Source organism: Methylobacterium sp. ME121 (assembly GCF_000974725.1).
GTDB lineage: Bacteria > Pseudomonadota > Alphaproteobacteria > Rhizobiales > Beijerinckiaceae > Methylobacterium > Methylobacterium radiotolerans.
Genome location: NZ_BBUX01000026.1, coordinates 39087 through 54685, shown reverse-complemented (window position 1 = coordinate 54685; position 15599 = coordinate 39087). Strand labels below are relative to the sequence as shown.

Below are 15599 nucleotides of genomic sequence, written 5' to 3'. Positions count from 1 at the left end.
ATGTCCGAGACCACCACCCAGAGCGCCGCGGGCGCGTTCGAGGCCGAGCAGAAGCGCTACCTCGAAGGCTTCGCCTCCGGCATCGCCGCCGTGCGCCTGACCGGCGGCCTCGCCCCGGGCGGGGCCGGGGCGGCCGCGCCGCCCGCCGAGCCCACGGGCCCGGACGCGATCCACATCAAGGCGCAGGACCGGACCGTCCGGGACGGCGGCAAGCTCTGCGATCAGGAGAAGTGGAAGCGCGCCGAGAACCCGTTCGACGGCCACAATCGCCTCATCCGGGAGGCCGCCGCCGGCAAGCAGCCGAAGCCCGAGGACAATTTCCGCTGGCGCTACCACGGGATGTTCTGGGTCGCGCCGAATCAGGTCTCGTACATGTGCCGGCTGCGGATCCCGAACGGGATCCTGCACCACTGGCAGTTCGCGGGCGTCGCCGACCTCGCCGACCAGCACGGCGGCGGCTACGTCCACGTGACCACCCGGGCGAACCTGCAGGTGCGGGAGATCGATCCCGAGCACGCCCAGCCCTTCCTCGACGGGCTCACCGATATCGGCCTCACCGCCCGGGGGGCGGGCGCCGACAACATCCGCAACGTCACCGGCTCCTCGACCGCCGGCATCGACGCCCAGGAGCTTCTGGACACGCGCCCGCTCGCCAAGTCCTGGCACAACTGGATCCTGAACGACCGCTCCCTCTACGGCCTGCCGCGCAAATTCAACGTCGCCTTCGACGGCAGCGGCGTGATGCCGACCCTGGAGGAGACGAACGACATCGGCTTCCAGGCCGTGGAGGTGCTGGACGGGGCCGCCGTGCCGCCCGGCATCTACATGCGCCTCGTGCTCGGCGGCATCTCGGGCCACCGGGACCTCGCCCGCGACACCGGCATCGTCCTGAAGCCGGAGGATTGCAACGCCGTCGCCGACGCGATCATCCGCGTCTTCATCGAGAACGGCGACCGGACGAACCGCAACAAGAGCCGGATGAAGTACGTCCTCGACGCCTGGGGCTTCGACAAGTACCTCGCCGCCGTCGAGGACAAGCTCGGCCGCAAGCTCGACCGGGTCGCGCCGGAGCACGTGGCCCCGCGCAAACCCACCGACCGCTTCGCCCATGTCGGCGTCCACGCCCAGAAGCAGCCCGGCCTCAACTGGATCGGCGTCGTCCTGCCGGTCGGCAAGATGACCAGCGATCAGGTCCGGGCGCTGGCGAAGGTCGCGGCGGAGTGCGGCGACGGCCAGATCCGCCTCACCGTCTGGCAGAACTTCATCGTCTCCGGGGTTCCGGACGCGAAGGTCGCCGAGGTGGAAGCCCGCGTGGAAGCGCTCGGCCTCACCACCAAGGCCGCGGGCATCCGCTCCGGCCTCGTGGCCTGCACGGGCGCGCGGGGCTGCAAGTTCGCGGCCTCCGACACCAAGGGCCACGCCCTGATCATCGCCGACCACGTCGAGAAGGCCGTGCCGAACCTCGACGTGCCGGTGAACGTCCACCTCACCGGCTGCCATCACAGCTGCGCCCAGCACTACATCGGCGATATCGGGCTGATCGGCGCCAAGGTCGTGGTCTCGGAGGAGGGCGACACCGTCGAGGGCTACGACGTCGTGGTCGGCGGCGGCTTCGCCGAGAACCCGAAGATCGGCACCGAGATCTGGAAGGCCGTGAAGGCCGAGGACGCGCCCGCCCGCGTCGAGGCGCTGCTGCGCGCCTACCTCGCCCTCCGCCAGGGCCCCGAGGAGAGCTTCCAGGCCTTCACCAGCCGCACCGGCGCGGAGGCGCTCCGCGACGCCGCCGAGGACCAGCCCGCCCTGAAGGCCGCCGCATGACCCAGCACGTCTCGCCCCCCCTCGTCCTGATCCCCGAGACCGCGCCCTTCAACGAGGACCAGCGCGCCTGGCTCTCGGGCTACTTCGCGGCCCTGCTCGGCCCCTCCGCCGCGGGTGCCACGGCGCTGGCGCCGGGCGATGCTCTCGCGAGCGGCCCGAAGCTCGCCGACAACGACGACGCCCCCTGGCACGACCCCTCCGTGCCGATCGGCGAGCGGATGGAGATGGCCAAGGATCGGCCCGAGCCGCAGAAGCTGATGGCCGCCATGGCCCAGCAGGATTGCGGCCAGTGCGGCTACAACTGCGCCGACTACGCCAACGCGATCTTCCTGAAGAACGAGGCGCGCCTGAACCTTTGCCAGCCCGGCGGCAAAGAGACCCTGCGCATGCTCAAGAAGCTCGACGAGGAGTTCGGCGCCGCCGGAGGCGCCCCGGCTGCCCCGAAGGCGGACGACGACGCCCCGAAGGCGGCGGCCGATCTGGGCCCGCTCGGCTACTGCCGCGAGAACCCGGTCGAGGCGCTGTTCCTGTCCCGCCGCCGCCTCAACGATCCGGGCGGCGAGAAGGAGACGTGGCACATCGAGATCGGCCTGGACGGCACGCCGATCCAGTACGAGGTCGGCGACTCCCTCGGCCTGTTCCCCGCCAACGCCCCGGCGCTGGTGGACGCCGTGATCGCGGAGCTCGGCGCCCGGCCCGAGCGGGTGATCGGCGAGAAGACCCTGCGCGAGCACCTGCTGATGAACTACGCGCTCGGCGCGGCGCCCGACAACCTCTACCAGCTCCTGTCGCTGCTCACCTCCGGAGCGGCGCGCAAGAAGGCGCAGGCGCTCGCCTCCGGCGAGGATCCGGACGGCGACGCCGCCTATCTCGACGTGCTCGGCGCGCTCCACAAGTTCCCGGGCGCGCGGCCCGACGCCGAGGTCTTCCTCGAGGCCCTGGACGAGCTCCAGCCGCGGCTCTACTCGATCTCGTCCTCGCCGAAGATGGATGTCGGCCGGGTGTCGCTGACGGTGGACGCGGTGCGCTACAATCACCGCTCGCGGCTGCGGCTCGGCGTCGCTTCGACCCATCTCGGCGAGCGCCTGCCCGAGCAGACCAAGGTGAAGGTCTATCTGCAGAAGGCGCACGGCTTCGGCCTGCCGGCCGACCTGGCGAAGGACGTGATCATGTGCGGTCCCGGCACCGGCATCGCGCCGTTCCGGGCCTTCCTGCGCGAGCGCGCCGCCACGCGGGCGCCGGGCCGCAACTGGCTGTTCTACGGCCACCAGCGGCAGGCCAGCGACTTCTTCTACAAGGACGAGCTGAACAGCCTGAAGGACGACAAGGTGCTCACCCGCCTGTCCCTGGCGTGGTCGCGCGACGGCACGGAGAAGACCTACGTCCAGGACCGGATGCGCGAGAACGGCGCCGAGCTGTGGAAGTGGCTCGAGGGCGGTGCGCATTTCTACGTCTGCGGCGACGCCAAGCGCATGGCCAAGGACGTCGAGCGGGCGATCATCGACGTGGCGGCGCAGTTCGGCGGCAAGAGCCCCGAGGACGCGGTGGCCTACCTCGCGGCGCTCAAGAAGGCCGGGCGGTATCAGGCTGACGTCTACTGAGCACCGGTAACCCTCCCCCCTGTGCCGGGGGAGGGCGATGCGGCGCGGCGCTTGCTCCCGCCCAGGACGACCCTTCGAGGATCCAGCCATGACCCAGCCAGTGGCGGCGCCCACGGTGCGGACCACCTGCCCCTATTGCGGGGTCGGGTGCGGCGTGCTCGCGACCCCGGACGGCCAGGGCGGCGCCACGATCGCGGGCGACGCCGAGCACCCGGCCAATTTCGGCCGCCTGTGCTCGAAGGGCTCGGCGCTCGGCGAGACCCTCTCGCTGGAGAACCGCCTGCTCCACCCGCAGGTCGACGGCGCCCAGGTCTCCTGGGACGCCGCTCTCGACACCGTCGCGAAGAAGCTCGGCGCGGTCGCCGCGGAGCACGGGCCGGACGCGATCGCCTTCTACCTGTCGGGGCAGCTCCTCACCGAGGATTACTACGTCGCCAACAAGCTCGCGAAGGGCTTCATCGGCACGCCGCACGTGGACACCAACTCGCGGCTCTGCATGTCGAGCGCGGTCGCGGCCCACCGCCGGGCCTTCGGCTCCGACACGGTGCCGGGCTGCTACGAGGATCTCGACGAGGCCGACCTGATCGTGCTGGTCGGCTCCAACACCGCGTGGTGCCACCCGATCCTGTTCCGCCGCATGGCCGACGCCAAGGAGCGCCGCGGCACCAAGTTCGTGGTCATCGATCCCCGCCGCACCCAGACCGCGCAGGAATCCGACCTGTTCCTCGGCATCCGGCCCGGCTCCGACACCGCCCTGTTCGCGGGCCTGCTGGTCTACCTGTCCGACAACGGCTTCCGCGACCGCGCCTTCGTCGATGCCCACACGGCCGGCCTCGACGGCGCCCTCGACCGCGCCCGCCAGATCGCGCCGGATCTCGCGGCGGTCGCCGCCGTCACCGGGGTGGCGGAGGCCGACATCGCGACCTTCTACGCCCTGTTCGCCGGCACGCGCCGGGTCGTCACGGCCTTCTCGCAGGGGGTGAACCAGTCGGCTCAGGGGACCGACAAGGGCAACAGCATCATCAACTGCCACCTCATCACCGGCCGCATCGGCGAGACCGGGATGGGGCCCTTCTCCCTGACCGGCCAGCCGAACGCCATGGGCGGGCGCGAGGTCGGGGGCTTGGCCAACATGCTGGCCGCCCACATGCACTTCACCCCCGAGGAGGTGGACCGGGTGCGCCGCTACTGGGGCGCCCCGCGGATCATCACCGGCGAGGGGATGAAGGCGGTGGCGCTCTTCGATGCGATTGCCCGGGGCAAGATCAAGGCCCTCTGGGTCATGGGCACCAACCCGCTGGTCTCGATGCCGCGCGCCGACGCGATCCGCGCGTCGCTCGCCGGCCTCGACCTCTACGTGGTGTCCGAGGCAGTGGCGGATTCCGACACCGCCCTGGGTCGCGGCAAGACCACAGTGCTGCTGCCTGCCCAGGCCTGGGGCGAGAAGGACGGCACCGTCACCAATTCCGAGCGCCGGATCTCGCGCCAGCGCCGCTTCCTCACGAGCCCGGGCGCGGCGCGGCCGGACTGGGCGGCGCTGGCCGAGGTCGGCCGCCGCCTCGGCCACGGCCGGGCCTTCGCGTTCGATTCCGCCGCGGCGATCTTCCGCGAGCATGCCGGGCTCTCGGCCTACGAGAACAACGGCACCCGCGACTTCGACCTCGGCGCGCTCACCGACATCAGCGACGCCGCCTACGACGCGGCCCCGCCGGTTCAGTGGCCGATCCCGAAACGCTCCGGCCTCCGGGGTGCCACCCAGGGCAAGGCTCGTCTGTTCGGCGACGGCCGGTTCTACACCTTCGACCGGCGCGCCCGCTTCGTCGCGGTGCAGCCGCCGGCCCTCGCGCTCGCGGCCTCGACGGCATTCCCGCTCATGCTCAACACCGGCCGGGTCCGCGACCACTGGCACACGATGACGCGCACCGGGAAGAGCCAGCGCCTCTCGGCGCACCGGGCCGTGCCGTTCGTCGAGATCCACCCGGACGACGCGGCGACCCACGGCCTGGTGGAGGGCGACATCGCCCGGCTGACGACCGCGCACGGCGCGGCCGAGCTGGAAGTGACGGTCACCGACACGGTGGTGCCGGGCAGCCTGTTCATGCCGATGCACTGGGGCGGCGCCTTCGCGTCGCGGGCCCGGGTCGGCGCGCTGGTGCGCGGCATGACCGACCCGGTCTCCGGTCAGCCCGAACTCAAGGCGACCCCGGCGGCCATCGCCTCCGTCGGCTACCGCGCCCGCGGTTTCCTGCTGACGCGCCGGCAGGTGGCGATGCCCGAGGGCTGGTGGTGGGCGCGCGCCGCGATCACCGGCGGCTGGGGCGCGCAATTCGCCACCGCCGACAGCTCCCGGGCGGTGGCGCTGATGGTCCGCGGGCTGATCCAGAGCGAGGCGCTGTCGGGCTGCGAACTGGCGGAATATGCCGACCACGCCCGCGACCGCTACCGCTGTGCGGTCTACGACGGCGACCGCCTCGTCGCCTGCCTCGCCTACGCGCCCGCCGGGGAACGGCCGGACTGGGAAGCCGCCAAGGCCCTGTTCGCCGCCGAGGCGCCCGGCGCCGCCGAACGACGGGCGCTGCTCTCGGGCCGCGCGGCGACCGCCTCGGCGGGCCCGGTGGTCTGCGCCTGCCACGGCGTCGGCGCCGACGTCATCGCCGCGACCATTGCCGGGGGCGCCGCATCCGTGGAGGCGGTGGGCGCAGCCTGCAAGGCCGGCACGAACTGCGGCTCCTGCATACCGGAGATCCGCAAGATGCTGACCGGGCAGACCGCCCGCGCCGCGTGATTATCTGATACACTCACCGGCAAGGACGGACCGGGTGATCCCATCCGATCCCCTCATCCCGAGGTGACCGCGTCCGCGGGCCTCGAAGGAGCCCTCCAGCCGGCCGCGCGATCCCTGGAGCCTTCCTTCGAGGCTGCTGCGCGGCTCCTCGGGGCGAGGGGGCGGACGGGAGTGGCCGGTTCGCGACGATCCAGGACAGGCCCGTGACCGAGACCCCCCTGCGCGCAGCCCGCGCCCCCCGCGAGACGAAGGCCGCCGGCCTGGAGCCGCTGGCGGTGCTGCCCGTCTTCGTGCCCCTCCGCGGCAAGCGGGTCGTCCTCGCCGGCGCGTCGGGCGGCGCCCCCTGGAAGGTCAAGGTCCTCGCCGCGGCCGGCGCCCACGTCGACGTCTACGCGCCCGAGCCCGGCGAGGAGCTGCGCGCCGTGCCGGGCGAGATCGTCGACGGGCGGGTGGAGCTGCACGAACGCGCCTGGAGCCCGGACGACCTCTGGGGCGCGGCCTTCTGCATCGGCGCGATGGAGGACGAAACCGAGTGCGTCGCCTTCGTGGCGGCCGCCCGCGGGGCCGGCGCCATCGTCAACGCGGTGGACCGGCCGCACCTCTGCGACGTGAAGTTCGGCGCCATCGTCAACCGCTCGCCGCTCGTGGTCGGCATCTCGACCGAGGGCGCCGCCCCGGTCTTCGGCCAGACCGTGCGTGCCCGGATCGAGGCGATGCTGCCCCGCGGGTTCGCCCGCTGGGTCGCGGCCGCCCGCGACTGGCGCGACGGCGTCACCGCCCGCTTCCACGGCTTCGCCGACCGGCGCCTCTTCTGGGAGCGCTTCACCGACCGGGCCTTCGCGGAGCCCGACCGGGCGCCGTCGGAGCGGGATCTCGCCGAGCTGCTCGGCGAGACCGAGACCGCCCCGAAGGGCGGCGCCGTGACGCTGGTCGGGGCCGGCCCCGGCGACGCGGAGCTCCTCACGCTCAAGGCGCTGCGGGCGCTGCGCAGCGCCGACGTCATCCTCTACGACGACCTCGTCGCCCCCGAGATCCTCGACTACGCCCGCCGCGAGGCCCGCACCATGCTGGTCGGCAAGACCGGCCACGGCCCGTCCTGCCGCCAGGACGACATCAACGCGCTGATGGTGCAGCTCGCCCGCTCCGGCAAGCAGGTGGTGCGGCTGAAATCCGGCGACCCGCTGGTCTTCGGCCGGGCGGGCGAGGAGATCGAGGCCTGCCGGGCCGCCGGCATCCCGGTGACCGTGGTTCCGGGCGTCTCGGCCGCGCAGGGTGCGGCGGCGTCCCTGGGCCTGTCGCTGACCCATCGCGACGCCGCGCGCCGCCTGCAATTCGTCACCGGCCACGACCGCCGCGGCGCTCTGCCGGACGATCTGAACTGGGGCGCGCTCGCCGATCCGAGCGTCACCACGGTGGTCTACATGCCGAAGCGGACCCTGCGGGCGCTGCTCGCACGCGCCGTGGCGGAGGGCCTGGCGCCCGCGACGCCGGCGCTGCTGGTGTTCAACGCCACCCGCCCGAACCAGCAGGCGCTGCGCGGCACGGCCGCGGACCTCGCCGACCGGGTCGAGGCGGCCGGCCTCGACGGTCCGGCGCTCCTGATGGTGGGCGAGGCCTTCTCGGAGATGCGGGGCGCGCTCCCGGCCCAGGCCGAGCAGAGCCGCGTCGCGGTCTGAGGCCGGATGGCGTGGGCGGCGTCGTCCGCCCGCCGGACGGCATGCGCCACGCCCTCCGGCCCCCGGGCGTGCTTCAAGTCAGCGGCTGTGGCGCATTCGGGCTGAAGCCGTCGACGCCGCGAGCCGGAGCACCGGCAGGCCCGGGTCAGGTCTCCCCGGCCACGAAGGCGCGCATCAGGTAGTGGGCGATCGCCATGGGCGGCGGGGCCTGGATCCCCTCGGGATGCGTCCCCGCCAGCATGGCCGCGACGTCGGCCCGGGTGAACCAGCGCGCATCCTCCAGCTCGCTCGGATCGGTGACGATGGCCTCGTCGAGGCCCTCGGCGGCGCAGCCGAGCATCAGCGAGGACGGGAACGGCCAGGGCTGCGACGTCCGGTAGGTGACTGCGCCGACGCGGATCCGCGTCTCCTCGAATACCTCGCGGCGGACCGCGTCCTCGATCGTCTCGCCGGGCTCGAGGAAGCCCGCGAGGCAGGAATACATGTGCGGCCGGAAATGCGGCCCGCGGCCGAGCAGGCAGCTGTCGCCCCGGCGCACCAGCATGATCACCACCGGGTCGACCCGGGGGAAGTGGTGGGCGTTGCAACTCGGGCACTCGCGGCGGAAGCCGCCGGCCCGCGCCACGGTGGCGGTGCCGCAATTGGCGCAGAAGCCGTGGCGGGCGTGCCAGTCGAGCATCGACTTGGCCACGGCGAGCAGGCCGAGCTCCTCGGCCTCCACGGCGGATTCGGTGGCGATGGACCGGAGGTCGAGGGTGCGGGTCGGTCCCTCGGCGAAGCGCTCGGCCGCCTCGGCGGGCGCGGCGGCGGCGAAGACGGGCTGCCCGTCCCGGTGCCCGAGGAAGATGCGCGTCCCGCCCGCGAGGCCCGCCGCCTCCGCGACGGCGATCAGCGCCGTCTCTCCCCGCAACACGATCCGGTCGCCGCAGATCAGCACGAGGCGGGCCTCGGGCGTGTCGAAGGGCGGCACCGCCTCCTCGGGCTGCTCGGCCGAGTGGCGGTCGAGGCGGTTGCGGACGAAGCCGAGGGTGTCGCGGGGATCGGTCATGCCAGGGTCAGGCCGCGGAGAAGAGGGCGCCGGCGCGCTCGAGGAGCTGGGCGCGGGCGTGGAGCGGGTAGGGCTTGCGGGTCTCGAACCCCCAGACCGGCCCGGGCCAGGCAGGATCCGACCGGAAGCGGCCGACGACGTGGACGTGAAGCTGCGACACCACGTTGCCGAGCGCGCCGATATTCACCTTGTCGGGCTTGGACAGGGCCAGCATCACCCCCGTGGCGAGGCGGATCTCCTGCCAGAGCGCCGCGGCCTCGGCTTCGGAGAGGTCGGTGATCTCGGTGAGGTTCGGGCGGCGCGGCACCAGGATCAGCCACGGGAACCGGGCGTCGTCCATCAGCAGCACGCGGCACAGGGCAAGGTCGCCCACTTCGGCCGTGTCGGCCGACAGGCGCGGATCGAGGGTGAAGGCGGACTCGGTCATCGCCGACCGATGTAGCGCAGCTTCCGCGTCGGCGCGCGGGTTCGCTGCGCCGTCGGTGACGCAGCGTCCCGGCCGACCGGGTCAGAGACCCGGCACGACGCCCTGGCGGCCCACCGCGATCGTGCCCGCCACCAGTCCACCGTCGTCGCCGGACCGCGCGAAGATCGTCACGGCTGCGCCCGGCTGGAGCATCGCCTTCTCGCCCGGGGAGAGCTGCGTCACCGGGGTGCCGTCGGGGATCGCGAAGGACGATTGGCCGCCGTTGTAGGCGACGGTCACACGCGTCGGCGCGCCCCGCTGCAGGTCGGCGACCCACCCGGCGGTGAGGCGCGCGCCCTGCCCGGTGTCCCAGGGCTGGCTGCCCGCCTCGAAGCCGCGCTCGGAGGGCGAGTACAGGGTCACGGCACTCGCCTGCCGCGGCTCGGACTCGGACGCGCCGAGGATGCTGACGTAGCTCTCCGGCTTGATCGACCGCAGGCTGGAGCCGTTGACCGCGTAGATGCGGGTCCGGGGGCCCATCTGCACCGCCAGGCTGCTGCCGCTGGCGCGGCGGATCTCCAGGCGCTCCGAGTCGGCCCGGACCACGGTGCCGCGGAACCGGACGGTCGTCGGCTCCGCGCGGGCGGTGGGGATGGCCGCGATCGCCAGAAGGCCGGCGAGGAAGAGGCGTCTCACGGGGCTCGTCACGGGGCTCCTTTCCGAGGGGTCGTGCCATGGGGGCCCATCGGGGACGCCATGGAGGCGCCATGGGGCGTGCCGTCCGGGTGCGGGACCCGAACGCCGGGGACCGATTCCGGTTCCCGGCGCCGGTCGCAGGACCGCGCCGTGTCCCGGCAGCCGGGCTCGCGACTCAATCAATGCGCCATCAGCACCGGCATGTCGGCGTAGGCCAGGACGTGGCTGGTGACGCCGCCGAAGATCATCTGGCGCAGGCGGCTCTGGGTATAGGCGCCCTTGATGAGCAGGTCGCAGCCGAAGGCCTTCGCCTCCGCCAGGAAGGTCTCGCCGGGGACCCGCCGGCCGGCCGGAAGGGCCCGGTGCGCGGCGTCCACGCCCTCGCAGGCCAGCGCCTGGGCGAGATCCTGCGCCGTCGGGCCCGGCACCATGCCGCCCTCGACGCTGAGCACCAGCACCCGCTCGGCCCGCCGCAGGAACGGCATCGCGAAGGCCACCGCCCGGGCGGTCTCGGTCGAGCCGTTCCAGGCGATGACCACCGCCTCGCCCAGGCTCGCCGGCGCCGTGGGCGGCGCCAGCAGGATCGGCCGGCCGCTCTCGAACAGGGCCGTCTCGAACGTGGTCATGCGCGGGGCGTTGTCGGTCGTGCCCGGCCGCCCGACCACCGTGGCCGAGAACAGCCGCGCGTACTGGCCCAGGAACGCGTCGCCGGTGGGCACGTCCTGCCGCCAGCGATAGCGCGGGCCGGCATCCGGCACGCGATCCGGTATGCAGAGCCCGTCGCGGGCGTGCCGCGGGATACCGGCGCCGTCCATGAAGGCGACGAAGCGGCCGCCCGCCTCCTCGGCCTCGGCCCGGTCGGCCTCCTCGTCGCGGAGCCACGTCATGCCGCCGACCATGTCGACCGGCACGTACTCGGCGAGGGCCGGGCGCAGGGACACGCCCTCGATCAGACTCCCGAAGCGCGTCGCCGCCAGCCGCGTCGTCTCGAAGACGGAGGGCAGGGCGTCGTGCATCGCGACGGGTACGAGCAGGGTCTTCATGCTGGCCTCCTCCTCGGGCACGCGAGGCTAATCCGCCCGGCCGCCCGGTGGAACCGGGCCCGGCTCGGCGCGCACACGGTTTTGCGGCGCGCCGGGATCGAGCCGCCGCCGGAGGGCCCGGGTCAGGGGCCGCTCGACCAGGCGGTGGACCACGAGCGCGGCCGCGGCGCTGACGGCGAGCATCAGCGCCATGCTGCCCCAGGGGGGCAGGGCGGGGGTGAGGCCGAGCCGGAGCAGCGCCTCGCGCACGAGGCGCAGCGCGAACGGGTGGACGAGGTAGAGCGCGTAGGACGCGTCCCCGAGCCTGACGAGGCCGCGCACGGGGGAGGGCAGCCGCGCGACCTGAGGCGCGTCGCGGGTCGGCCCGAGGGCGGCGGCCACCAGGAGGACGGCCGGGCCGCCGACGAGGAGCGGGCGCAGGAACCCGTCGGCCTCGCCGAGACCCGCGAGCACCCGCGCGGCCAGAGCCAGCCCGAGCCCACCCAGCACCGCGAGCCCGATCCGCGCGGGGAGGGAAGGCCGGAACCCCGCGCCCCAGGCGAGGGCGAGACCGGCGCCAGCGGCGAACTCGAGCACGATCGGATCCGACCAGAATCGGAGCGGCACCGGCAGGCCCGGCACGAGGGCGCCGACGACCACGAGGCCGGCCAAGCTCCCGCACAGCCACGCGACGGCGCCGCGCCGGCCGAAACCGAGGCCCGCGGCGAAGAGTGCGTAGAAGGCCGCCTCGTAGTTCAGGGTCCAGCCGAGGCCGTAGAGCGGCTGGACGGTGCCGTCCGGGCGGGCCGCCGGCCAGAACAGGAAGCTCGCCGCGAGGGCGACCGGGTCGCGCACCAGCGCGGCGGCCTCGCCGAGAAGGTCCGGCCGCGCGAGCGCCAGGACGAGGTAGAGCAGGCTCACCAGCCAGTAGAGGGGCACCACACGGGCGACCCGGTGGGCGAGGAAACGGGCGCGCCCGCCCGGCCGCCCCGCGAGCCGGCCGCCGGCATGAACGATGACGAAGCCGGAGATCACGAAGAACAGATCGACCCCGCCCCACCACGGCAGCAGCGTCGCGGGGTCGAGCGCCGGGCCGGCGCCGCGGTCGGCGAGGAGCCCCGCCTCGTGCCGCGCGTGGTGCCACGCCACCATGAGGGCGGCGGCGGCGCGCAGGACCTGGATGGCGACGAGGGTCACGGGGCGCCCGCCCGCGACGCGACGCGAGCCGCAACCGGCGCGACCCGCCCGCGGCCGGGATCGTCCTCCTGGAGGAGCGTGACCGGCACGCCGCCGGATCCGCCGGAACGGCGGCGTCCACGCGGGATCAGATCGGCCCGGGAACCGTGGCGTCCGAGGCGAAAACGGCAGGAACCATAAGCCGATAACCTCGTTGACGGACCAATTCGCGAACCCGCCGGCGCCGAAACGTCTGCGACATCGCGTGCCGAGGCGTCCGTGCTGCGCATGCGGCGTCCTTCCGCGGTTCGCGTGCCCATTTCGAACAGAGGTCCCGATGCTGAAGAACTACGCTGCCGCGTCCGCGCTCGTCCTGGCGCTGTCGACCCCGGCCATGGCTCAGAGCGCCAACGACTTCCGCATGCAGTCGATGCAGGCGAACGCCTTCGAAATCCAGTCCTCGCAGATCGCCCTGTCCAAGTCGCGCAACCCGCGCATCCGCTCCTACGCCCAGGAAGTGCTCCGTGACCACCGCGCCGCCAACGTCGCCCTGGCCGGCGGCCAGATGAACGGCGTCGCCGGCGATCCCGGCCTCGGCGGCCTCGTCACCGCCCCGATCGCGGTGGCGGGCAGCGCCGTGGGCGCAGGCGTCGGCGCGGCGACCGGCGTGGTCGGCGGCACCCTGGCGGGCGGCCCGGTCGGCGGCCTCGAGGGCGCGGGTGCCGGCGCGGCGCGCGGCGCCGCCGCGGGCGGCCAGATCGGCCGCGGCGACGTGATGGCCACCGGCGCCTCGACGATGGTTCCGCCGAACCCCGAGCAGCAGGCGATGCTGGCCCAGCTGTCGGCCGCCCCGGCCGGCGCGCGCTTCGACCGCCTGTACGCCTCCCAGCAGATCCAGGCCCATCAGATGACCATCGCGATGACCCAGGCCTACGCCCAGGGCGGCCCGAACCCGGCCCTGCGCAACTACGCCCAGCAGGCCCTGCCGGCCCTGCAGATGCACCTGCAGCAGGCCGAGCGTCTCCCGGGCGCGATGTAAGCGTCACGGATTTCGGCGGCCCGGCCTCGGCCGGGCCGAACGAGAAGGCGGCGGGCGCGAGCCCGCCGCCTTTCTCATGTCGATGGCCCTTCGAACCGGGATGATCGCGGGCCGACCGCGGCGGACGACCTTCGCGGACGCGCCGCGCCGGCGCGTCCCAGCAACGTCGGATCCGGGACCGGCCGACCGGTCCCGGATCTCAGCGCCCGCGCTACGCGCTCACTCGCACGCGATGGCGGCGACGGAGCGGACGGCTTGGCCGGTCGTGTCGATCGGCGCCTTGAACACGCCGGATTGCGGGTCGCGCACCAGCAGGGAGCCGCTGGCCACGCCGAAATGCGCGCCGTGGATCTCCAGGCGGCCGTCGTCGACGCGCTCCTTCACGAACGGGAAGGTCAGCAGGTTCTCCATGCTCTGGACGACCACGGCGTGTTCCAGCTTGGTCAGGTAGTCGGGCGCGCCGGGATCGCCGGCCTTGTCCTCGGCCTGACCCACGAGCGAGACCCACTTGCCGATGAAGTCACCGGGCGAGAGCGGCTTGGCCTTGTTGGCCCAGGCCTTGATGCCGCCGCAGGTGGCATGCCCGAGCACGACGATGTGCTTCACCTCCAGGGCCTGCACGGCGAATTCCAGGGCCGCCGAGGTGCCGTGGTACTGGCCGTCCGGCTGGTAGACCGGCACGAGGTTGGCGACGTTGCGGATCGTGAACAGCTCGCCCGGGCCGGCATTGAAGATCGCGCTCGGGGAGACCCGGCTGTCGCAGCAGCTGATGACCAGGATCTCCGGATTCTGCGTGGAGGCGAGTTGCGCGAAGCGCCGGCGCTCGGTCGGGAAGCGATCGAGGAGGAAGGACCGGTAGCCTTCGGTCAGGTAGACGGGGAACATAACGTCGTCTCCAGTTAGACAAATCCGCGACAGCGGGAGTGAACTCAAAGTTCTCGCCAAGCAAGAACGCGCGGCTGGGCCGGAATAGTCCCGCGCGCGAGATCGGATGCGAGGTCCACGAGCCCGGCCGGCTCGACGTGCTCGCCGCTGGCGCGCAGCTCGTCGAGCGGCCACCAGCGCGTCCCGATCAGCGGGTTGTCCTCGGTCTCGGCGAGGCGGCTCGTGTCGACCCGGTCGTCGGGCAGGCGGACGAGGAAGTAGCGCTCGCGGGCGTCCCGCGCCTGCCGGAACAGGTGGAACGGGCCGTCGCAGGCCGCGACCTGCGGGCCGATCACGGCGTCGCCCCGGCCGATCTCCTCCTCGAGCTCCCGACGGCAGGCGGTGACGTGATCCTCGCCGGGCTCCAGGCCGCCGCCGGGCATGAACCAGAACCGGAGCGGCGCCCCATCGGGCCCTCTCGCGTGGACCGACGTGTAGGCGATGAGCAGGATCCGGTCCCGCGGATCGAGGACGATCGCGCGGGCGATGTGGCGGACGGGCAGGGGGTTCGCGGCGCTCATACAGCCAGAGCTAGAGCACGCCCAGGGGACGGACACCGGCCGCGCGCACGCCCGCGTGCAAAACAGCACGTTGGGGCCGATGGCGCGCCGGGCGGCGGTGCGGGGCGCCGGCTCAGGAAGGCGGGCGCGGCGCCGGTGCCCAGATCACCGCGGGGAGCCCGAAGGCGTCGCGCTCGGGCGGATCCGGCAGCGGCTCGGCCCGTCCGAGGCTCATGTCGCGGGCCACCACCAGGGCAGCCAGGGCGTCGAGATGGTCGTCCTCCGGGACGCCCTTCGCCCGGGACGCGATCAGCGCACCCGGCAGGCCGGCCGCCGCGAGGAGCGCCCGCCGGAGGTCGAGCCCCTCCCGGGCGCGCCTGCCCTTCTTGGGCAGGCCGAGCGGCCGGCCGCCGTTGAGGGCGTGGAAGGCGACCTCGGGATGGACCTCGTGGACCCGCGCGCGCGCCTCCGGACGCTCGCGCAGGAGCGTGTCGACCGCCCGGACGTAGGGGAAGATGTTGTAGCCCTGGATGGACGGCGCGAAGGGCGGGTCGCTCGCCGCCCGCGAGGCGGCCTTCGCGGCCGCGTAGTCGGGGGCGTAGACCGCGCTCCGCGGCGGCATCGGGAACACCGACGCCCGCGCCGGCCCGAGCCGGGCCCGGGCGGCCCGGTCGGCGGCGCGGCCACCGCCGGTGATCCGGTCGGGCAGCCCGATCGGCACGTCGATCCCGACGATGCCGGGCCGCTCCGGCGCGTCGAGGAGCGCGGCGACGTCGGGGAACAGGGCGCAGCGGTGTCGGTCAGGGTCGTCCAGGTCGAGGAGCACGCCCGCCCAGGCGCCGCGGCAGCCGTCCAGTCCAGCGATCCAGCGCGCCATGCCCGTCCCCCGTCCCCCGTCGCCGTCAGCG

General features: G+C 73.6%; 13 protein-coding genes. 5 read left to right on the top strand and 8 right to left on the bottom strand.

Annotation, left to right across the window (positions count from 1 at the left end; translation table 11 throughout):
- The 4 genes from ME121_RS17320 (at position 1) to cysG (ending at position 7880) form a co-directional block, all read left to right on the top strand.
- Positions 1-1818, top strand: a complete 1818-nt coding sequence (locus tag ME121_RS17320; protein ID WP_012319267.1) for a NirA family protein — start codon at positions 1-3, stop codon at positions 1816-1818.
- Complete coding sequence (locus ME121_RS17315) at positions 1815-3419, top strand: sulfite reductase subunit alpha (protein ID WP_059409279.1); 1605 nt, start codon at positions 1815-1817, stop codon at positions 3417-3419. The genes ME121_RS17320 and ME121_RS17315 overlap by 4 nt, the downstream gene beginning before the upstream one ends.
- Before the next feature lie 88 nt (positions 3420-3507).
- On the top strand, positions 3508-6204 hold the full coding sequence (locus tag ME121_RS17310; RefSeq protein WP_059409278.1) for a nitrate reductase: 2697 nt from the start codon (positions 3508-3510) through the stop codon (positions 6202-6204).
- Positions 6205-6407: 203 nt separating this feature from the next.
- Entirely contained in the window at positions 6408-7880 is a 1473-nt protein-coding gene (cysG, locus tag ME121_RS17305) for a siroheme synthase CysG (RefSeq protein WP_083460937.1), read from the top strand.
- A 145-nt stretch (positions 7881-8025) separates the two neighbouring features.
- Here the strand turns inward: cysG and nudC are convergent, their stop codons facing one another.
- The 5 genes from nudC to ME121_RS17280 form a co-directional block, all read right to left on the bottom strand.
- Positions 8026-8928, bottom strand: a complete 903-nt coding sequence (gene nudC, locus ME121_RS17300) for an NAD(+) diphosphatase (protein ID WP_012319263.1) — start codon at positions 8926-8928, stop codon at positions 8026-8028.
- A gap of 7 nt (positions 8929-8935) precedes the next feature.
- The gene (locus ME121_RS17295; RefSeq protein ID WP_043073720.1) at positions 8936-9355 is read right to left on the bottom strand and encodes an HIT domain-containing protein; all 420 of its coding nucleotides are present in this window, start codon (positions 9353-9355) and stop codon (positions 8936-8938) included.
- Between the two features lie 81 nt (positions 9356-9436).
- Positions 9437-10030 carry a hypothetical protein gene (locus tag ME121_RS17290; protein WP_244413239.1) on the bottom strand — a complete coding sequence of 198 codons (594 nt, stop codon included), beginning with the start codon at positions 10028-10030 and terminating at the stop codon, positions 9437-9439.
- A 179-nt stretch (positions 10031-10209) separates the two neighbouring features.
- Complete coding sequence (locus ME121_RS17285) at positions 10210-11073, bottom strand: universal stress protein (protein ID WP_012319260.1); 864 nt, start codon at positions 11071-11073, stop codon at positions 10210-10212.
- A gap of 27 nt (positions 11074-11100) precedes the next feature.
- Positions 11101-12249: an acyltransferase family protein gene (locus ME121_RS17280; RefSeq protein ID WP_012319259.1), complete on the bottom strand. Its 1149-nt coding sequence runs from the start codon at positions 12247-12249 to the stop codon at positions 11101-11103.
- A 316-nt stretch (positions 12250-12565) separates the two neighbouring features.
- Here ME121_RS17280 and ME121_RS17275 point away from each other — a divergent pair, with 316 nt between their 5' ends.
- Positions 12566-13267 (top strand): DUF4142 domain-containing protein, encoded by a 702-nt coding sequence (locus ME121_RS17275; RefSeq protein ID WP_024830056.1) that lies wholly within the window; start codon positions 12566-12568, stop codon positions 13265-13267.
- 219 nt (positions 13268-13486) lie between these two features.
- Here ME121_RS17275 and ME121_RS17270 read toward each other — a convergent pair whose 3' ends face one another.
- The 3 genes from ME121_RS17270 to ME121_RS17260 all read right to left on the bottom strand — a co-directional run bounded on the left by ME121_RS17270 (position 13487) and on the right by ME121_RS17260 (position 15568).
- Positions 13487-14152, bottom strand: coding sequence for a carbonic anhydrase (locus ME121_RS17270; protein WP_024830057.1), 666 nt, complete (start codon positions 14150-14152; stop codon positions 13487-13489).
- A gap of 44 nt (positions 14153-14196) precedes the next feature.
- Positions 14197-14712 (bottom strand): NUDIX hydrolase, encoded by a 516-nt coding sequence (locus ME121_RS17265; RefSeq protein WP_043073718.1) that lies wholly within the window; start codon positions 14710-14712, stop codon positions 14197-14199.
- A gap of 112 nt (positions 14713-14824) precedes the next feature.
- Entirely contained in the window at positions 14825-15568 is a 744-nt protein-coding gene (locus ME121_RS17260) for a DUF429 domain-containing protein (protein ID WP_059409277.1), read from the bottom strand.
- Between the last annotated feature and the right edge of the window lie 31 nt (positions 15569-15599).